The sequence below is a fragment of the Pseudomonas sp. MWU12-3088 genome (genome assembly GCF_023242405.1).
In the GTDB taxonomy this organism is placed as follows: Bacteria; Pseudomonadota; Gammaproteobacteria; order Pseudomonadales; family Pseudomonadaceae; genus Aquipseudomonas; species Aquipseudomonas kribbensis.
Genome location: NZ_JALJEA010000002.1, coordinates 171,855 through 190,172, shown reverse-complemented (window position 1 = coordinate 190,172; position 18,318 = coordinate 171,855). Strand labels below are relative to the sequence as shown.

The window sequence follows — 18,318 nt, the reverse complement described above, 5'->3', positions numbered from 1 at the left end:
ATGGTCAAGTCGTTAGCGCTGTTGTTGCTGACCGGTACATTGGCAGCCTGCGGGAGTAACCCGAAGGCCGAGCCGACACCGGCACCCGGCGAGGCACAGAAAGGCTGCTACCAGGCCGACTGGCAGGCCGAAACCAACCCGGTGCTGAACAAGCGCTCGGGGCCGGAAGGCCTGGACAAATACGAGACGCAAACCCCGGCCAAGGAACATGGTTGCCCTTGACCGGTCTGACTCTTTAACTCAGGGCCGGCGGCGTGCGCTGCCGGTCGAGGAACACGGATGAAAGGCTTGATCGCCGTTGCGGCACTGGGATTGTTGGGTGGTTGCGCGCAGTGGAACCCGTTCCAGTCGTCCGCCCCTGTGGATAACTGGACCACCTGGACCTGCGACAGCCAGGCCAAGGTGCTGTGGCGCTACACCGATGCCGGCCAGAAAGCCGTCGATGTGCGACTGGGCGGCGGCGATCAGGTCTATCGCCTGAAAGAAGAGCCGGGCGCCTCGGGCGCGTTGTACAGCGACGACATGCTGGCGTTTCACATCAAAGGTAATGAAGGCCTGGTTTACTGGGTCGCAACCAATGATCTGATCGGCCGGGGCTGCAAAGCCGAATAAAACAGAATCTGCTTTATCGAATCACCAGGCCGGGCCTCAACCCCCGATCTGCAATCACTTGAATAGCCGCCGCCGCTCCGGCAGGCTGGCACGATTAACGACCCAAACCGGGAGAGACACACACAATGGCACTTATCAGCATGCGCCAGATGCTGGACCACGCAGCCGAGTTCGGCTACGGCGTTCCAGCCTTCAACGTCAACAACCTTGAGCAGATGCGCGCCATCATGGAAGCCGCTGACAAGACTGACTCCCCGGTGATCGTCCAGGCTTCGGCCGGCGCTCGCAAATACGCCGGCGCGCCGTTCCTGCGTCACCTGATCCTGGCCGCGATCGAAGAATTCCCGCACATCCCGGTGTGCATGCACCAGGACCACGGCACCAGCCCTGACGTCTGCCAGCGCTCGATCCAGCTGGGCTTCAGCTCGGTGATGATGGACGGCTCCCTCGGCGAAGACGGCAAGACCCCGACCGACTACGAATACAACGTTCGCGTAACTCAACAAACCGTCGCCATGGCTCACGCCTGCGGCGTTTCGGTTGAAGGCGAGCTGGGCTGCCTGGGTTCGCTGGAAACCGGCATGGCCGGTGAAGAAGACGGCATCGGTGCCGAAGGCGTTCTGGACCACAGCCAGATGCTGACCGACCCGGAAGAAGCCGCTGACTTCGTCAAGAAGACTCAGGTCGACGCCCTGGCCATCGCCATCGGCACCAGCCACGGCGCCTACAAGTTCACCAAGCCACCTACCGGCGACGTGCTGGCCATCGACCGCATCAAGGAAATCCATAAACGTATCCCGAACACCCACCTGGTGATGCACGGTTCCTCGTCGGTTCCACAAGAGTGGCTGGCGATCATCAACCAGTACGGCGGCGACATCAAAGAAACCTACGGCGTACCGGTTGAAGAAATCGTCGAAGGCATCAAGCACGGCGTGCGCAAGGTCAACATCGACACCGACCTGCGTCTGGCATCCACCGGCGCCATGCGTCGCCTGATGGCCACCAACCCGAGCGAATTCGACCCGCGTAAATTCTTCGGTGAAACCGTGAAGGCGATGCGCGATGTATGTATCGCTCGTTACGAAGCTTTCGGCACTGCCGGCAACGCTTCGAAGATCAAGCCGATCTCGCTGGAAAGCATGTATCAGCGTTATCTGAAGGGTGAGTTGAACGCCAAGGTCAATTGAGACTGGGTGTTTAGCTGATTTAAAGAAAACCCGCCGAGAGGCGGGTTTCTTTTTGCCTGAAATTTCACGGCGAGCTCATATTTCTGCTGCGTGAAATGTCACCTGTAACGGACAAAATCTGGATCGGCTTGGCCGAAGTCCGATATGGGTGACATTTTTATGGTCTGCGCAGCTTGTAGCGGCTTTAGTGAGAAGTTGATGGTTAAATAAATCCGTTCCCTTTGATTCATTGTTTGTTTTCTTGTGTTTTATTTAGTGAAGGTGATGTTGTATGTTTTACCTACATTCGGTCCTCCACGATCGACGCGAACAGTGCCGTTCAAATTGGAGTAACTTCTATCAGGTGAACTCATGCTGATAATAAGGACGTTATATTCCGGGGCTCCTGCTTGTGCTCGAAGGTCGAAGGATACAGCGGATTCATCTGATAAATTTTGATAGGCGAAACTCCCGTCAACGGTAAAGGTAAGTCCGTAATAATCCATTGTGGCCTGTGAAATGTTGCCTGTTTGCGGGTCGGAATCAATAATGATGAGAGTGGCGTTATGACTCTCGCCGGCATCATACACGCGCCCGTAATAGGTTCCGTTCGGATTGACCTGGCCCATGACCTTTCTCCTTCATGTCTTCGTGGAATATTAAAATTTAGGAACTTTTTTCTGTGCCGTTCATGATGTTAGTTTTTAACTCGAGTTGCAGCACCTGTTATAAATGACAGTTTTTAATAATTATTTGGAATGGTTTTTGATTTTTTTGATATTTGGACAGGCGTGGCGATGAAAGGCAGCTGGTTTGTTGTTTTTAATGTGAAAAAATCGGACGCAGATGCTTGGGGAAATGCTGAGAGTAATAGAGGGGGCGACTCAATGAGTTCGCCCCTTTTTGCACTTATTACTTCGGCTCGACGTGATCCAGCGCCTGATTCACCGCCAGTTCCCCAAGCATCACCACTTGTGCGATACCCAGCGCGGTTTTGCGGTGGAATGGCGGGAGTATCGCGGCGAAGTTGTTGAGCATTTCGCTGGCGGAGCCGAGGGTTTCGCTGGCGTTGGCCAGCAGGGATTCGGTGTTGCAGGCGGGGTTGGCGAAGTACATGCGGTCGGGTTCGTTGACCGTGACCATGATGCGGGCGCCGGGGCAGAGGTAGTGGTCGAGGGCGCGTTCGGCGGCTTCGTTGAGTTTTTTGGGGTCGAGGGAATCGTAGGGGGAGGCCGGATCTGTTTCTGGCGGGTTAGGCGTAGGTTTGAACATAAGCTGAAAACTCCTGTAAGGAGCTGCCGGTCCTTCCCTACTAAAAGAAGGGTGGCAGCTGTGCGCAGGTTAGTAGACCGGGGAGTATTCAGCATTGACCGGCGCGCCGAAGCGCCCTGCGCACAGCCACCATCACAGTCAGACTGGAATGTCTGATGGATAGCGCATTGCACGTAGCTGAAAACACCACGGGCTACTAAACCCGATCACTGCGAATCAGTGACCCGAATCAAGTTACCGACGGCCCTCCAGGCGCACAAGCCGGCGGATTCTGGCGTAGCGGTAGGCCGCGACGCAAGCCGTTGTAGGCTTCAGGAAGTAACGCGAACCGTCTTTAAACAGCAGCCTTAAACGGTCACGCGGCTGCTATTTATCGTGATCGATATCCAGCTTGCTGAACGTCACCTGCCCACCCTCGCTGGTGTACCCGGTGTTGTCCTGCACATACACGCCGGCCTTGAAGTACAGCGGTTTGTTGCGCCACGTCGCGCTGATCTGCGAGTCCCACTGATACCCGGCCGCGCTGATACCCAGCGCACCACCGGGGCTGAGGTGAATCAGGTAGTTGAACTCGCGATCCAGTTTGATTCCGGTCGCGAGGGTAATCACCCGGCCTTCGTCATCATCCGGATGCATGCGCACCTTGATCACCAGGTTGCCGGAGTCCAGTTTGCTCTTGTACTGATACTCGAGTTTCACCAGCGGTTTCTGGCTTTCATAGGCGTGGATCTGGCCGATGACGATCTTGCCGGAGCTGGGCACTTTGTTGACCGAGAGGGTCGCGCGTAGCAGGTTGTCGGCGTCCGGGTAGTACCAGTTGCGCAGGGTGCCGTTGCTGAAGGTTTCGCGCAGTTCGGTGCGCGGGTAGATGGCGTTTTCGGTTTTCGAGCCGGTCACCGGGGACCAGAAAAACAGGGTGCCGGTGTCGGAATGGAAGTACTGATCCTTGAAGCCGTTCACCAGTCTGGAGGTTTCGACGGTGTGGGGCGGGCTGCCAACGGGAACGCTGAGGTTCCAGGTTGCGAGGTCGATCATGTCGGTTCTTCCACTCTGTTTCTGCTGCACGCGCGTGCCAGAAGCTCTAGCCCGCGCCTCTTGGGGGCGGCCTTTATAAGCGTAGAGGGATTTTTTGTTAACGGCCGTCTGGCGGATGATTGGCGCCAACATCCTGTCGAAATGCCATGTTTCCCGGTTTTCGGGGGCTGCAGCGATGACCGTTAGTCGGCTACTTACCGGTTTGGTTAAATGATGGCCTGATGACAGCTACTGCTTTTTCGGATCCAGGACTAGAGTGAAGGCTCAGTAACAGTACGGTTTTCACGAGAAACCGGCCGCGTCCCGATTGGATGTCCCGACAAGAGAAGCAGCATGGAATGCGCGCAAACCCAGCCAGGTGAAGGCAGCTCCGTCCTTTTGATCGTTGATGATTACCCTGAAAATCTGATCAGCATGCGCGCGTTGCTGCAGCGCCAGGACTGGCAGGTCATGACCGCGGCTTCCGGTTTCGAAGCCCTCAGCCTGTTGCTCGAACACGACATCGACCTGGTGCTGCTGGATGTGCAGATGCCGGGCATGGACGGTTTCGAAGTTGCACGCCTGATGCGCGGCAGCCAGCGAACGCGGCTCACTCCCATCATTTTCCTTACCGCCAACGAACAGTCCCAGGACGCCGTGATCAAGGGCTATGCCAGTGGCGCGGTGGATTACCTGTTCAAACCGTTCGACCCGCAGATTCTCAAGCCCAAGGTCCAGGCGTTGCTGGAGCATCAGCGCAATCGCCGGGCCTTGCAGCGCCTGAGTCAGGATCTGGAATCGGCGCGGGCCTTCAATGCGTCGGTGCTGGATAACGCCGCCGAAGGGATTCTGGTATTGGCCGAGGATGGCTTGATCCGCTTCGCCAACCCGGCGATTTCCCGATTGCTCAATGCGCCGGTGAAGGAACTGGAAGGGCAGGAGTTTCTCGATTTCCTGCAGAAACCGCACATTCCGCTGTGGGCCGATTCGGAGTTTTATGCCAGTTACAAACGCGGCGAGACGCTGCGCTTACACGACGCGTTGCTGCGTACCGCTCCGGGCCAGCAAGTGCCGGTGGCGCTGTCCTGCGCGCCGTTGCCGAGCGAGCAGCACGCGATGGTGGTGACGGTGCTGGACATGTCGGTGGTGCGGCATCTGCATCAACAGCTGGAATTTCAGGCGGTCACCGATCCGTTGACCGGGCTGCTCAATCGCCGTGGTTTTTACCAGACGGTGGAAAACCTGCTGTTGCGCGGTGAGCGCAGTGACAGCAGTTGGGTGTTGATGTACCTCGATCTCGATGGCTTCAAACGGGTCAACGATTCTCTCGGCCACGATGCCGGCGACCGGGTGTTGCGCTGGGTCTCCGAACAACTGAAAGCCTGCCTGCGGCCGTTCGACATTCTGGCGCGGATGGGCGGTGACGAGTTCACAGCGCTGCTTGATCTGGAATTCCCCGAACAAGCGGCGAAGATCGCTGAGAAACTCATCGAACGGGTGTCGATCTGTCAGCAGATCGAAGGCATGGACATTGCCCTTGGCGCCAGTATCGGCATCGCCACGTACCCGGATTGCGGCAACAACCTCGACGGTCTGATGCGCGCCTCGGACATTGCCATGTACGAAGCCAAGCGCGCCGGGCGTCAGCAATATCGCTTCTACGATCACGAAATGAACGGCCGCGCGCGCTCAAGGCTGATGCTGGAAGAGAGCGTGCGCAACGCCATCGAGAACCGGGATTTCAATCTGGTGTATCAGCCGCAAGTCGCGATTGGTGACGGCCGGATTCGCGGTTTCGAGGCATTGCTGCGCTGGCAGCATCCGAGTGTCGGCGACGTGCCACCGGGGCTTTTCCTGCCGTTGCTGGAAGAGGCGACGCTGATCAGCCGGCTCGGCAGCTGGATCTATCACCGCAGCGCCGGGCAGCGTAAGGCCTGGGAGTCCGCGTTTTCCAGGGATCTGGTGCTTGGGGTGAGCCTGAGCAATACCCAGTTCGGTTTGCCGAATCTGGTGACCGAGTTGCGCCAGGTGCTGGAGCGCCATGGCTTGCAGCCGCATCAGATGGAAGTGGAAGTGACCGAAGAGGCGCTGACGATCAACCCGGACGAGACCCGCAAACAGCTGAAGCTGCTGCGCAATCTCGGGGTGCGGGTGGCGCTGGACGATTTCGGCTCCGGGTCCTGCTCGCTGTCGCATCTGCGGGATCTGGAGCTGGATACGCTCAAGCTCGATCGCCACCTGATCGCCCGATTGCCCGACTCGTCCCGGGACGCCTCGCTGGTGCGCACTGTCATTGATCTGTGCAAGGAATACGGGTTGCTGGTGATTGCCGAAGGCGTGGAAACCGTCGAGCAATATCAATGGCTGCAAGCCCATGGCTGTGAGTACGTGCAAGGCTTCCTGGTGGCGCGGCCGTTGGTCGCCGAGGACGCGACGCGCTTTGCCGAGCCGTTCGACTGGAGCGCGTTGGCCGGTTGAATTCGCTACACTGGCGGCCTTTTCATGACCCGTGCCGCCCATGACCGCGTTGAAATACCTCCAGGCCTATCCCGCGCAATTGCAGGATCAGGTGCGCCAATTGATTGCCGAAGATCGCCTTGGTGATTACCTGAGCCAACGTTATCCGGGCCGCCACGATGTGCAGAGCGACAAGGCGTTGTACGGCTACGCGTTGGACTTGAAACAGGAGTACCTGCGCAACGCTCCGGCCATCGACAAGGTGCTGTTCGACAACCGCCTCGACCTGACCCACCGCGCCCTCGGTCTGCACACCACGGTCTCTCGGGTGCAGGGCGGCAAGCTCAAGGCCAAGAAAGAGATTCGCATTGCCTCGCTGTTCAAGGAGGCCGCGCCTGAGTTCTTGAAGATGATCGTCGTGCATGAACTGGCGCACTTCAAGGAGTCGGATCACAACAAGGCGTTCTATAAATTATGTGAGCACATGCTGCCGGGCTATCACCAGATCGAGTTCGATCTGCGGGTGTACCTGACGTGGCGGGACATGCAATAAGACATCAAACAACGGAGCGCATGCATGGACGTGAGCAAGACCAAGAGCAGTTTCTACCGGCGCTTGTACGTGGCGTATCTGATCGACAGCGGCCTGGCCAGCAGCGTACCGGCGCTGACCGACGTCACCGGCATGCCCCGGCGCACGGCGCAGGACACCATCGCGGCACTGGCGGATCTGGATATCGTCTGCGAGTTCGAGCAGGAAGAGGGCGCACGCAATCATGCGGGGCGCTATCGGATTCGCGAGTGGGGGGCGATTGATCGGGGGTGGATCGAGCGGAATTTGCGGCAGATCAAGGCTGTTCTCGAGTATCCCTGACCTGAGTAGCCCCTTCGCGGGCACGCCCGCGAAGGGGTAGCCTCAAGACCGACGCATCCCGATATGCGGAATGTCATCCTCCAGATATTCCTCACCCGCCACCACAAACCCGTACCGCCCGTAATACCCCTGCAAATGCGCCTGGGCCGACAGATAGATCGGCACTTCAGGCCAGCGCTTTTCGGCTTGCTTCAGCGCCTGCTCCATCATCTCGTGCCCCAAGCCTTTGCCACGTCCTGCTGGCGCCGTCAGTACACGGCCGATCACCACGTCGCCTCCCTGGGATTCCGGGTCCAGCAGACGCAGATATGCCACCAGTTGATCACCGTCCCAGCCCATCAAATGGCAGGTGTCCCCGTCCAGATCCTGGCCGTCCGGGTCCAGGTACGCGCAGCGCTGTTCGACCACGAACACTTCCGAGCGCAATTTCAAAATGGCGTACAGCTGTTCCAGTCCCAGATCGCTGTGATGTTTGCAGACCCACTCGATTGTCATCTTCCGATTCCTTGAACTACGTCGCCCGATACTAAGCGCCACGTCGAAATATGTCTGTATGGCTGAGAAATCTGTGACAAAGGCCAAAATGCCATCATTCCCTTCTGGCGGCGCCGACATCTTTGTGTAATCTGCTGAGAAGCGCTGTGCAACGGCTTCAATGAGCTAAGGTTAGGGCCTGGGATTCGCCGGTACGGGGCCTTGGGGTTTTGACTGAAAACACGCCGGGCGGCCCGCCCGCTAAGGATTTTCAAGCATGCCGCGATTGCATCGAGCGTTGGCTTTGATCGGATTGCTGTTGCTGGGTCAAAGCGCTGCAGCGGAGAAACTGCGTCTGGTCTTCGACGTCTGGCCACCCTTTACCGATGACACACTGGTCAACGGCGGGCTGGCCACGGACATCGTCAGCACGGCCCTGGCCCGGGCCGGTTATGCCAGCGATTACGAACAGGTGCCGTGGGCGCGGGCGCTGCTCGGGGTTGGCGAGGGGCGTTACGACGTGCTGGTCAACGCCTGGTATAACGACGAGCGTACGAAGCTCGGGCAGTTTTCTGACGAGTACCTGCTCAACCGCGTGCGTTTTCTCAAGCGCAAAGACACGCCCATCGAATACAACAACTTGCAGGAACTGCACACCTATCCGATTGCGGTGGTGCGCGGCTATGCCTATTCCGCGCCGTTCGATGCCGACACGGCGCTGCAGAAAGTCCCTGTGCATAACTTCGCCATGGCCGTGCGCATGCTGGCGGCGGATCGGGTCAAGCTGACCCTGGAAGATGAATACGTCGCCCGCTATTACCTGGCCCGTGAATCACCGAAAGTGCGCAACGCCGTGGAGTTCCTGCCCAAGCCCTTGAGCGAGAACAGTCTGCACATTCTGGTCAGCCTGAAGAACCCGGAGCACGAACAGATCGTGGCCGGGTTCGACAAGGCGATTGCGGCGATGAAGGCCGATGGCAGCTATGACAAGTTACTCAGGCAGCATGGCATGTGAGGCGGCTCAATCCTCGGCGGTGTCCTTGATCAAGTGCGCCGCCAGCGTCCGCAACGGGCCTAGCTGACGGCAGATCAGCGCCAGTTGCGTCTGCACCAGTCGCTGGCCTTCGTCGATCTCGTCCGCCATTTGCTCAAGTTCATTGGCCAGCGCTTCTTCTTCATCGCTCTGGATCGCAATCGGCTGTTTGCTCGCCAGCCCCTGGGCGATCTCGTCGATGCTGCTGGCCAGTTTCACCCCGGCGCCATCGATCAGATGCTCACGCACCTCGGCCGGCAACTGGGTTTCCCGGTGTGCGCCGAGGCCCGACAGATAACTGAGCAAGGTGTGTGACAGCACCAGGAAGCGGAAGCCGACGTCGGCTTCCTTCCGGAAATGCCCCGGCTCCATCAGCATGTTTGCCAGCGTGGTCGACAGCGCCGCGTCGGCGTTGTGCGCGTTGCGTCGGGCGAGGCGATAGGCGAGGTCGTCGCTCTTGCCGGCGGCGTATTGCTGCATGATCTGGCGCAGGTAGATGCTGTTGCAGGTCAGGGTGTTGGCCAGCACTTTGTTCAGGCGCCGACCCTGCCAGTCCGGCAGGAACAGGATCACCGTCAGGCCTGCGATCAGACTGCCGAGCAGGGTATCGAACAGCCGCGGCACAAACAGCCCGTAACCGTCACCGACCTGGTTGAAGCAGAACAGCACCATGATCGTGATGGCGGCGGTGGCCACGGTGTAGCGGGTGGTGCGGTTGGTGAAGAACACCACGCCGGCGGCGATGGCGAAGCACGACTGCACCAGCGGGCTCGGGAACAGATCGAACAGCGCCCAGGCGATGGTCAGGCCGATGGCGGTGCCGAGAATCCGCTGGCCGAGTTTGCGCCGGGTGGCGCCGTAGTTCGGCTGGCAGACGAACAGCGTGGTGAGGATGATCCAGTAACCCTGCGACGGGTGAATCAGGTGCACCATGCCGTAACCGATACTCAGCGCCAGCGGCAGGCGCAGGGCATGGCGGAACAGCAATGACGTCGGCGTCAGCTGCGTGCGCAGACGGGTCAGGACATCCTTGAAGTTGCGCGGCGAGCGGTCGAGCAGGCTGCTGTCGGTGGCATCGGCCAGGGCATCAGGGTTGCTGGCGTCGCTGAGCAAACGGTCGAGGGTGCCGAGGTTGGCCGCCAGTGCCCGCAGCGAACGCAGCAGTCCGCGCCAGGCCGGGTTGCTCTGGATGCGCAGGTGTTCGAGGGAGGCGTGCAGGTCGCTCAGGGCTTCGGCGAATGTCGCGTCGTAGATGAATGGCTGGCGCATCTGGATCGATTCGGCCAGCGCCCGACAGGCCTTGCCTTGCTGGCGCAGCAGGCGTTGGCAGCGGAACAGCACGTCGCTGTGGAAAAACGCCTCGGCCAGCGCGTTGTAAGGGTAGTGCGAAGAACTGGCGCGTTCGTGAATGTCCTGAGCGAGGAAATACAGCTTCAGGTAGCGGCTGACTTTCGAGCCGGGGCGCCCGTTGCCGACGCGGTGCAGGATGATTTCCTTGGCGCTGTTCAGTGCTGCGACGACACGACCGTTTTGCTGGGCCAGTTCCAGGCGCCGCGCTTCGACGTCCAGTTGACGGATCGGCTCGAACAGCGAGGCTTTCAACTTCAGGTAATAACCCAGCTCACGGAACAGCCGCGCCAGGCTCTGCTGCACCGGCTGGTTGGAGAACATCGCCTGCCACAAAACCGACAGCAGGCCGTACCACGCGGCGCCGGCCACCAGCAGCATCGGTTCGTGCCAGAAATCCGTGACCGCGCCGCCGCGCTGGTCCACACCGATCATGGTGTAGACCGAGAGAATCAATGTCGCCGAGGCAATCGCGCCATAACGTTCGCCGAGCGCGCCGAGCATGGTCAGGCCGAAACTGGCCAGTGCCAGAGCGATGACGAACACGATGGGGTAGGGGAACAGCAATTCCACCGACAGCGCCGCAACGCTGAAACACACCAGCGTCACCGCCAGTGCGTTGAGGCGGCCCTGCCAACTGTCGTCGGTCTCGGCCAGGGCGCTGGCGATGATCCCGAGGAACAGCGGGATCAGCAGCCCCATTTCATCCTGATACCAGCACAGCGCCATGCTGCCGGTCAGGGCGATGAACACCCGCACGCTGTAGCTGAATTTATCCAGCGCCCACAGGCGCCGCAAAGACTGACGAAACGAGGTCGAGGACATGAAGTGCGAAGGCCTTCCGAGGCGATGCCGCTAAATTGAGCCAGTAATGACGCCGACGCAATGGCGCCGATCACATCTGACAGCAAAAAGTGTTCCGCACGACCTTCAAGTCAGACGTATTGCGCCGCCGCGTAACCCGATGCCCAGGCCCACTGAAAGTTGAAGCCGCCCAGATGCCCGGTGACATCCAGCACTTCGCCAACAAAATAGAGGCCCGGGCTTTTCAGCGATTCCATGGTCTTGGACGACACTTCGCGGGTGTCGACGCCACCGAGGGTGACCTCGGCAGTGCGGTAGCCTTCGGTGCCGGCCGGGACGACTTTCCAGCTGCCGAGTTTCTCGGCGATGTCTGCCAGTTCGGCGTGGGTGTACTGCTTTATCGGTTTGGAGACGAACCAGTTGTCCGCCAGCAGGTTGGCCATCTTCTTGGTGAAGATTTCGCCGAGCAGGGTTTTCAGTTCGCTGTTCGGGCGCTCGGCGGTCTGTTGTTGCAGCCAGCTCGCGGCGTCGTGATCCGGCAGCAGGTTGATCTCGACGGTATCGCCCGGTTCCCAGAACGAGGAAATCTGCAGAATCGCCGGGCCGCTGAGGCCGCGGTGAGTGAACAGGATGTTCTCGCGAAAGCTCTGGTCGTTGCAGCTGACCAGGCAATCCACCGAGGTGCCCGACAGTTCGGTGCACAAATCCTTGAGCTGATCGGTGATGGTGAACGGCACGAGCCCGGCGCGGGTCGGCAGCAGGTCGTGGCCGAATTGCCTGGCAACCTGGTAACCGAAACCGGTGGCGCCCAGCGTCGGGATCGACAGGCCACCGGTGGCGATCACCAGCGACTGGCACTGGATCTGGCCGAGGGTGGTGTCGAGCAGGTAGCCGCCCTCGACTTTCTCGATGGTCTGGATCGAGGTGTCCAGATGCAGATTGACGCCGACCTGATCGCACTCGTCCAGCAGCATGCCGAGGATGTCGCTGGATTTGTTATCGCAGAACAGCTGGCCGAGTTTTTTCTCGTGATAGGGCACGCCGTGCTTGGCGACCATGCCGATGAAATCCCACTGGGTGTAGCGGGCCAGCGCGGATTTGCAGAAGTGCGGATTCTGCGACAGGAAATTGCCCGGTTCGGTGTACATGTTGGTGAAGTTGCAGCGCCCACCGCCGGACATCAGGATTTTCTTGCCGGCCTTGTTCGCGTGGTCGAGCAGCAACACCTGACGCCCGCGCCCGGCGGCGGTCAGTGCACACATCAACCCAGCGGCGCCAGCGCCAATGATCACGACTTCGGTAGAGCGCAAAACGGTGTCCTCACACAACGATCAGTATCGGTTTCGGTAACGCTCAGGTCAGAGGACGCGAACGCGCAGCGAACGACCCTTGATCTTGCCGTTGTTCAAGCGCTGCAGCGCCTGCATGACCACGGTGCGTTCAACTGCCACGTAAGACTGGAAGTCGAAGATCGCGATCTTGCCGACCTGGGTGCCCGGAATCCCGGCCTCACCGGTCAGTGCGCCGAGAATGTCGCCCGGACGCACCTTGTCCTTGCGTCCGCCGGCGATGCACAGCGTGCTCATCGGCGGTTGCAGCGGGGCACCGCCCTGGGATTTCAGGTTGTCCACCTGATCCCAGTTCAGCGGGGTTTTCTGCAGTTGTTCGATGGCCTGGGCGCGGTGCGCTTCCGACGGCGCCACCAGGCTGACCGCGATGCCTTTCTCGCCGGCACGACCGGTACGGCCGACGCGGTGAATGTGGATTTCCGAATCCCGGGCCAGCTCGACGTTGATCACCATGTCCAGCGAATCGATATCCAGACCACGGGCGGCAACGTCGGTGGCGACCAGTACCGAAGTGCTGCGGTTGGCGAACATCGCCAGTACTTGGTCGCGGTCACGCTGTTCCAGATCGCCGTGCAGGCCGACGGCGGAAATGCCTTTGGAGGTCAGGTGATCGACGGTTTCCTGCACCTGCTGCTTGGTGAAGCAGAAGGCCACGGTGGAGGCCGGACGGAAGTGGTGCAGGACCTTGGTCACCGCGCTCATGCGCTCTTCCGGGGAAATCTCGTAGAAGCGCTGTTCGATCTGGGTGTCGTCGTGAAACGCTTCGGCTTTCACCGTCTGCGGATCGCGCATGAACTTCGAAGCGAGTTGCTTGATGCCCACCGGATAGGTGGCCGAGAACAGCAGGGTCTGACGGCGGGTCGGGGTCTGCTCGATGATGTCTTCGATGGCGTCGTAGAAACCCATGTCGAGCATGCGGTCGGCTTCATCGAGGATCAGCGTGTTCAGGCCATCGAGGACCAGCGAACCCTTGCGCAGGTGCTGCTGGATGCGCCCCGGGGTGCCGACGATGATGTGTGCGCCGTGCTCCAGCGAGGCGATCTGCGGGCCGAACGACACGCCGCCACACAGGGTCAGGACCTTGATGTTGTCTTCGGCGCGGGCCAGACGACGGATTTCCTTGGCGACCTGGTCGGCCAGCTCGCGGGTCGGGCAGATGACCAGAGCCTGGCAACCGAAGTAGCGCGGATTGATCGGGTTCAGCAGGCCGATGCCGAACGCGGCGGTCTTGCCGCTGCCGGTCTTGGCCTGGGCGATCAGGTCCATCCCCTTGAGGATCACCGGCAAGCTCTGCGCCTGGATCGGCGTCATCTGGGCATAACCGAGAGATTCGAGGTTAGCCAGCATGGCGGCGGACAGCGGCAAAGTATTAAAAGCGGTGGCGATGGTGGTCACGGGACTGGCCTGCAAAACAAAATGTCGCGCAGTGTAGCAGCCCCGTGCCACTTTCCTCGAAAGTTCTGGACGAACAGTGGTTAATGTTCGATGTGTTCGTCCGGATGTTCATCGGGACGTTTGACGCGCCGCCCGTCCTCTTTCGAGAGTTGCGAGAAGATGGTCGCAGCCAGCATCGCCATCACGCCTACGGTCACGAACGTCAGCTGGAACGCGCCCAGCACGGTTTCAACGCCATCATTGCCGATTTCCGCGGTGAAGCCGCCGAGCAACGCACCGGCGCAGGCCACCCCGAGGCTCAGCGACAATTGCGCAACCACCGACAGCAGGCTGTTGCCGCTGCTGGCGCTGGCGTCGTCGAGATCGATCAGGGTCACGGTGTTCATCGCGGTGAACTGCAGCGAGTTGATCGCGCCGAGAATCGCCAGCAGGCACAACAGCAGCCAATACGGTGTCTGCTCGCTGACCAGGCCCATGCTCGCCAGCATGATCCCCAGCGCCAGCGTGTTGCCGGTGAGCACGATGCGATAACCGAGACGCTCGATCAGCGGCCGCGCCATCCACTTGGCAAACATCGCTGCGGCAGCCAGCGGCAGCATGCTCATCCCGGCCTGCGACGGTGAATAACCCAGCGCCACCTGCAGCAGCAACGGCACCAGAAACGGCAACGCGCCGCTGCCCAGGCGGGCGAACAGGTTACCGATGATCCCCACTGCAAACGTCCGGGTCTTGAACAGTGAAGGCGCGAACAGCGGGTTCTCGACCCGCCCGGCGCGCAGCCAGTACGCGGCCAGACAGGCCATGCCACCGAACAGCAGCAACATCACCCGCAGGTGCGGCAGATGCAATTCGCCAAGGCCTTCCATGGCGATGGTGATCAGAATCATCGCCGCGCCGAACAGCAGGAAACCCAGGCTATCGAAACGCGTGCGCTCGGTGCCGCGCAGGTCGGGAATGAACTTCCACACCGCGTAGCAGCCGATGACGCCGACCGGCAGGTTGATCAGGAAGATCCAGTGCCACGTCAGATACTGCACCATCCAGCCGCCCATGGTCGGGCCGATCAACGGGCCGAGCAGGCCGGGAATGGTGATGAAACCCATGATCCGCACCAGCTCCGAACGCGGGTAGGCGCGCAGTACCACCAATCGCCCGACCGGCAGCATCAGTGCACCGCCGAGGCCCTGAATCACCCGGGCGCCGACCAGCATGGTCAGGCTGCTCGACAGGGCGCAGAGCAGCGAGCCGATGCTGAACAGCAGGATTGCGCCGAAAAAGATCTTCTTGGTGCCGAAGCGGTCGGCGATCCAGCCCGAGGCCGGAATCAGCAACGCCACGGTGAGCATGTAGGCGATGACCACACCTTGCATGCGCAACGGGTCTTCGGCCAGGTCCCTGGCCATGGCCGGCAGGGCGGTATTGAGGATGGTCCCGTCGAGGGACTGCATGAAGAAAGCGATGGCGACGACCCACGGCAACCAGCGGGCGGTGATGGCGTCGAGAGGCGGGCGGTTGGGCATGGAACCTCTTGTGGTGTGGGGCTGTGAATGATCGTTCCCGCGCCAGGCGCGGGAACGATTTGTATCAGAGGGTCAAGGTCAGCCGGCTCACCAACGCCCCCGGCAACAACGCCGACGACGTATTGCGCTGGCTGTAGGTGCTCGCCGACAACAGCAACTCGCGCTCGGCGGTCAATGCTTCCAGCTGCGAACCCAGCAGGCTGTAGGCACTGTCGTCGAAACGCATGGTGCTGACTGGCGCCTGGATCTCGCCATTCTCGACCCAGAACGTGGCAAACCGGGTCATGCCGGTCAGGCGCGCCGCCGGTTGATCCGAGAAGTTCAGATACCACAGGTTGCTGATGTAAAGCCCGGTGCCCAGTTGCTTGAGAATCTCCGCTTGCGGCAGATCACCGGCGCCCATGTTCAGCGCGCTCGGTGATTCGCCACCGCCGGCACCGTTGGCCGTCAGACCGTATTCGGCAGCACTGCGCGAACCCACCAACTGGTCACCCGCTTTGCCTTCGATGATCAACCGCAAATCGCTGCGCGGGTAACCTTCACCGGAAAACGCCGGGCTCAGCGAGCCGCTGACTTTTTCGTCGAGGGACACCAGCGGACTGAGCGTCTGATCGCCGGCATACAGCTTCTGCAACGGGCTGCTCTTGCTGGCAATCGACTGCGCCGAGAAACCGCCCCAGCACAACATGCCCATGATTTCTTCCAGGGCTGCCGGTGCCAGATAGGCGCGGTATTGTCCCGGTGGCAGGGTGCGCAACGGACGACCGAGAAACTCAAGCTGCTCGCGGGCCTGCTGGAAACGTTTGGCGAAACCTTCGCTGCTCCACTCGTGCCCGGCATAGCTGGCTTTCACCGCTTCGCCGTTCTCGTGGAACAGGCTGAAGTCGAAGTTGAAGCTGTTGGCCTGATGCCAGCCGAACGCGCCGGAAGAGCTGGCGAAACCACGGCTGATCGGGCCGGCAGCATAGAAACCGACCAGATCCAGCCCTTCGGCCGCCTCGGCGATTTCAGCGACCACCTGCTCGGTGTCCGGCAGCGGATGCTCCTGCACGTTCTGGCTCTGCCAGCCGTTGTGGTTGAGCAGCAGGTACGGATCCTGCGGCAGCAGCGGCAGGGTTTCGCGCAGTTGTTGCAGGCCTTCGGCGAGGCGTTGCAGGTCGGTTGCCTGTTCGCCGGACAGGGTGATGTGCAGGTCGGCATGGCGGCCATCGTCGATCAGTTTCAGACCGATACCGGCTTGTTGCACTTGCCCGGCCTGACGCACCTTGGCGTGGTTGAAGCGCACGAAGGCCGACGATTCGGCGTCGTAACTCAGCGTGAACTGTTCCGGCTCGCGCACGGCATCGCGCAGCCAGTTGACCAGCACCTTGAAGGCCTCGACCTGGCTCTTGGAAATACTCATCAGGCGTCTCCCCCAAACACATCAACATTGCTGAACACGCAGGCCGGCGAAGCGTGGCCGACGCGGATCACCTGGTTCGGTTCGCCCTTGCCGCAGTTCGGCGTGCCCAGCACCTTGGTGGTGCCAGCGTTGCCGACCGCGCGCAGGCTCTTCCAGAAATGCGCGGAAATGCCCCGGTAATTCGGGTTTTTCACCACACCCTTGAGTTCGCCGTTTTCAATCAACTGGCCCCATTCGCAGCCGAACTGGAATTTGTTCCGCGCGTCGTCGATCGACCACGAACGGTTGGTGCTCATCAGAATGCCGTTTTCGATGCCGCCGATCAGTTGTTCCAGCGACTGGTCGCCCGGCTCGATATTGAGGTTGGCCATGCGGTCGATCGGCGGTCGGTTCCAGCCGCAGGCGCGGCTGTTGGCGACACCGTCCAGGCCCGCGCGGAACTGCGACAGCGCACCGCCCAGCGGCCGCACCAGCAGACCTTCGCGAATCAGGAATTGCTTGCTGGCTTTGGAGCCGTCGTCATCGTGGCCGTAGCTCGCCAGTTCCTCGGGAATGTCCGGATCGAAGGTCACGTTGAGCAGTTTCGAGCCGTATTGCAGGCTGCCGAAATCCGAGGCTTTGACGAAACTGGTGCCAGCGTAATTGCGTTCGTCGCCGAGAATCCGGTCCAGTTCCAGCGGGTGACCGATGGATTCGTGGATCTGCAGCATCATCTGGTCGGGCATCAGCAGGAGGTCGCGTGGGCCTTGCGGGGTGTTCGGCGCGAGCAGCAGTTGCAGCGCCTGATCGGCGACTTGTGTACCGGCACCGATCAAGCCGCAGCGGCTGATCACGTCGGCGCCGCCCTGCTGGCCGAAGTTCTCACGACCGAGGCTGCGGGTCTGGCTGTCGTTGCCGTCGTAGGCGGTGACGTCCAGACCGGGGTAGACGAAGCGCTGGGCCTGGCGCAATTCGGCCCCGGCGCTGCTCAGGTAGATCTGTTCGACGTGGGTGATGCCGATGCTCACTTCCCAGTTCACCAGGCGCTCATCCTTTGGCACCGAGGCGGATTCCGCGCCGAGCAGCTCGAAGCATTCGCTCAGGGACGGGAAGGGTTGTTCGAGATTGGGTGAAAAGTAGTCGGCGCGGTCGCTGGACACCGGCTGCTCGCTCAGGTCGAGCAGGGCGTGGGGCTTGATCCGCCGGGCCTGCTGTTCGGCGCGCTCGAGGGCGGCTTGCAGGCCTTGTTGCGACAGGTCATTGGTCGCGGCGTAGGCTTCGACGCCGTTGACCCGGACGGTAAGCATCGCGCCTTCGTCGCGGCTCAGGCTCGGCGGCTCGGCGACGTTTTTGCGCACCGACAGGTACTGGCCGGACTCGCGTACATACCGCAAGGAAAAAAACTCGGCGCCCGTGCGCAAGGCAGCGAAGCGCTGCTTGAGCTGGGGGTGGAAATCGAACATCAGGGAACCTCCTTGTTATGGGAGTAGCGGCGAAGCGGATTCGGCGGGGAGGGGTGAAACGATTGCGCGAGGACTAGAGTAGGCCTGCGTGTGGGTAGGATCAAGTGATGAGGGGGTGTAGGAGGATTTACTGCTTTGAGTCGGCTGATCGTTC

General features: G+C 60.7%; 17 protein-coding genes. 7 read left to right on the top strand and 10 right to left on the bottom strand.

Going from position 1 to position 18,318, the window contains the following annotated elements; translation table 11 throughout:
• From M5B98_RS06595 to fba, 3 genes are all read left to right on the top strand, one after another.
• Complete coding sequence (locus tag M5B98_RS06595; protein ID WP_197867242.1) at positions 1-222, top strand: hypothetical protein; 222 nt, start codon at positions 1-3, stop codon at positions 220-222.
• A gap of 57 nt (positions 223-279) precedes the next feature.
• Positions 280-612 (top strand): MliC family protein, encoded by a 333-nt coding sequence (locus M5B98_RS06590; RefSeq protein ID WP_114886030.1) that lies wholly within the window; start codon positions 280-282, stop codon positions 610-612.
• A 125-nt stretch (positions 613-737) separates the two neighbouring features.
• Positions 738-1,802, top strand: coding sequence for a class II fructose-bisphosphate aldolase (fba, locus tag M5B98_RS06585; protein WP_007959708.1), 1,065 nt, complete (start codon positions 738-740; stop codon positions 1,800-1,802).
• A 248-nt stretch (positions 1,803-2,050) separates the two neighbouring features.
• Here the strand turns inward: fba and M5B98_RS06580 are convergent, their stop codons facing one another.
• From M5B98_RS06580 to M5B98_RS06570, 3 genes are all read right to left on the bottom strand, one after another.
• Positions 2,051-2,410, bottom strand: a complete 360-nt coding sequence (locus M5B98_RS06580) for a hypothetical protein (RefSeq protein ID WP_248742263.1) — start codon at positions 2,408-2,410, stop codon at positions 2,051-2,053.
• A gap of 283 nt (positions 2,411-2,693) precedes the next feature.
• The gene (locus tag M5B98_RS06575) at positions 2,694-3,053 is read right to left on the bottom strand and encodes a DUF6124 family protein (RefSeq protein ID WP_248742262.1); all 360 of its coding nucleotides are present in this window, start codon (positions 3,051-3,053) and stop codon (positions 2,694-2,696) included.
• 366 nt (positions 3,054-3,419) lie between these two features.
• Positions 3,420-4,088, bottom strand: a complete 669-nt coding sequence (locus M5B98_RS06570; RefSeq protein WP_134828365.1) for a polysaccharide lyase family 7 protein — start codon at positions 4,086-4,088, stop codon at positions 3,420-3,422.
• Between the two features lie 333 nt (positions 4,089-4,421).
• Here M5B98_RS06570 and M5B98_RS06565 point away from each other — a divergent pair, with 333 nt between their 5' ends.
• Genes M5B98_RS06565 through M5B98_RS06555 form a run of 3 tightly spaced genes read left to right on the top strand, consistent with a single transcriptional unit; the run spans position 4,422 to position 7,398 of the window.
• Positions 4,422-6,545 carry a putative bifunctional diguanylate cyclase/phosphodiesterase gene (locus M5B98_RS06565; RefSeq protein ID WP_248742261.1) on the top strand — a complete coding sequence of 708 codons (2,124 nt, stop codon included), beginning with the start codon at positions 4,422-4,424 and terminating at the stop codon, positions 6,543-6,545.
• A 40-nt stretch (positions 6,546-6,585) separates the two neighbouring features.
• Positions 6,586-7,077 (top strand): M48 family metallopeptidase, encoded by a 492-nt coding sequence (locus M5B98_RS06560; RefSeq protein ID WP_114886018.1) that lies wholly within the window; start codon positions 6,586-6,588, stop codon positions 7,075-7,077.
• A 24-nt stretch (positions 7,078-7,101) separates the two neighbouring features.
• Positions 7,102-7,398, top strand: a complete 297-nt coding sequence (locus tag M5B98_RS06555; protein WP_008033286.1) for a winged helix-turn-helix domain-containing protein — start codon at positions 7,102-7,104, stop codon at positions 7,396-7,398.
• A 42-nt stretch (positions 7,399-7,440) separates the two neighbouring features.
• Here the strand turns inward: M5B98_RS06555 and M5B98_RS06550 are convergent, their stop codons facing one another.
• Positions 7,441-7,893: a GNAT family N-acetyltransferase gene (locus tag M5B98_RS06550; protein WP_011336314.1), complete on the bottom strand. Its 453-nt coding sequence runs from the start codon at positions 7,891-7,893 to the stop codon at positions 7,441-7,443.
• Between the two features lie 256 nt (positions 7,894-8,149).
• Between M5B98_RS06550 and M5B98_RS06545 the strand changes: the two genes are divergently transcribed.
• Positions 8,150-8,887 (top strand): substrate-binding periplasmic protein, encoded by a 738-nt coding sequence (locus tag M5B98_RS06545; RefSeq protein WP_085709128.1) that lies wholly within the window; start codon positions 8,150-8,152, stop codon positions 8,885-8,887.
• A 6-nt stretch (positions 8,888-8,893) separates the two neighbouring features.
• Here the strand turns inward: M5B98_RS06545 and yccS are convergent, their stop codons facing one another.
• From yccS to M5B98_RS06515, 6 genes are all read right to left on the bottom strand, one after another.
• Positions 8,894-11,077 (bottom strand): YccS family putative transporter, encoded by a 2,184-nt coding sequence (yccS, locus tag M5B98_RS06540; protein ID WP_134828362.1) that lies wholly within the window; start codon positions 11,075-11,077, stop codon positions 8,894-8,896.
• Positions 11,078-11,187: 110 nt separating this feature from the next.
• Complete coding sequence (locus M5B98_RS06535) at positions 11,188-12,366, bottom strand: NAD(P)/FAD-dependent oxidoreductase (protein ID WP_248742260.1); 1,179 nt, start codon at positions 12,364-12,366, stop codon at positions 11,188-11,190.
• 48 nt (positions 12,367-12,414) lie between these two features.
• On the bottom strand, positions 12,415-13,800 hold the full coding sequence (dbpA, locus tag M5B98_RS06530; RefSeq protein WP_085709131.1) for an ATP-dependent RNA helicase DbpA: 1,386 nt from the start codon (positions 13,798-13,800) through the stop codon (positions 12,415-12,417).
• A gap of 80 nt (positions 13,801-13,880) precedes the next feature.
• Positions 13,881-15,320, bottom strand: coding sequence for a multidrug transporter subunit MdtD (gene mdtD, locus M5B98_RS06525; RefSeq protein ID WP_085709132.1), 1,440 nt, complete (start codon positions 15,318-15,320; stop codon positions 13,881-13,883).
• A gap of 64 nt (positions 15,321-15,384) precedes the next feature.
• Positions 15,385-16,722 (bottom strand): TldD/PmbA family protein, encoded by a 1,338-nt coding sequence (locus tag M5B98_RS06520; RefSeq protein WP_248742259.1) that lies wholly within the window; start codon positions 16,720-16,722, stop codon positions 15,385-15,387.
• Positions 16,722-18,164: a TldD/PmbA family protein gene (locus tag M5B98_RS06515; protein ID WP_248742258.1), complete on the bottom strand. Its 1,443-nt coding sequence runs from the start codon at positions 18,162-18,164 to the stop codon at positions 16,722-16,724. The genes M5B98_RS06520 and M5B98_RS06515 overlap by 1 nt, the downstream gene beginning before the upstream one ends.
• Positions 18,165-18,318: the final 154 nt, after the last annotated feature.

What these genes read in the sequence shown, in the direction of transcription:
- M5B98_RS06595 (WP_197867242.1), top strand. Translation starts at nt 1, where the DNA reads ATGGTCAAGTCGTTAGCGCTGTTGTTGCTGACCGGTACATTGGCAGCC.
- M5B98_RS06590 (WP_114886030.1), top strand. Translation starts at nt 280, where the DNA reads ATGAAAGGCTTGATCGCCGTTGCGGCACTGGGATTGTTGGGTGGTTGC.
- fba (WP_007959708.1), top strand. Translation starts at nt 738, where the DNA reads ATGGCACTTATCAGCATGCGCCAGATGCTGGACCACGCAGCCGAGTTC.
- M5B98_RS06580 (WP_248742263.1), bottom strand. Translation starts at nt 2,410, where the DNA reads ATGGGCCAGGTCAATCCGAACGGAACCTATTACGGGCGCGTGTATGAT.
- M5B98_RS06575 (WP_248742262.1), bottom strand. Translation starts at nt 3,053, where the DNA reads ATGTTCAAACCTACGCCTAACCCGCCAGAAACAGATCCGGCCTCCCCC.
- M5B98_RS06570 (WP_134828365.1), bottom strand. Translation starts at nt 4,088, where the DNA reads ATGATCGACCTCGCAACCTGGAACCTCAGCGTTCCCGTTGGCAGCCCG.
- M5B98_RS06565 (WP_248742261.1), top strand. Translation starts at nt 4,422, where the DNA reads ATGGAATGCGCGCAAACCCAGCCAGGTGAAGGCAGCTCCGTCCTTTTG.
- M5B98_RS06560 (WP_114886018.1), top strand. Translation starts at nt 6,586, where the DNA reads ATGACCGCGTTGAAATACCTCCAGGCCTATCCCGCGCAATTGCAGGAT.
- M5B98_RS06555 (WP_008033286.1), top strand. Translation starts at nt 7,102, where the DNA reads ATGGACGTGAGCAAGACCAAGAGCAGTTTCTACCGGCGCTTGTACGTG.
- M5B98_RS06550 (WP_011336314.1), bottom strand. Translation starts at nt 7,893, where the DNA reads ATGACAATCGAGTGGGTCTGCAAACATCACAGCGATCTGGGACTGGAA.
- M5B98_RS06545 (WP_085709128.1), top strand. Translation starts at nt 8,150, where the DNA reads ATGCCGCGATTGCATCGAGCGTTGGCTTTGATCGGATTGCTGTTGCTG.
- yccS (WP_134828362.1), bottom strand. Translation starts at nt 11,077, where the DNA reads ATGTCCTCGACCTCGTTTCGTCAGTCTTTGCGGCGCCTGTGGGCGCTG.
- mdtD (WP_085709132.1), bottom strand. Translation starts at nt 15,320, where the DNA reads ATGCCCAACCGCCCGCCTCTCGACGCCATCACCGCCCGCTGGTTGCCG.
- M5B98_RS06520 (WP_248742259.1), bottom strand. Translation starts at nt 16,722, where the DNA reads ATGAGTATTTCCAAGAGCCAGGTCGAGGCCTTCAAGGTGCTGGTCAAC.
- M5B98_RS06515 (WP_248742258.1), bottom strand. Translation starts at nt 18,164, where the DNA reads ATGTTCGATTTCCACCCCCAGCTCAAGCAGCGCTTCGCTGCCTTGCGC.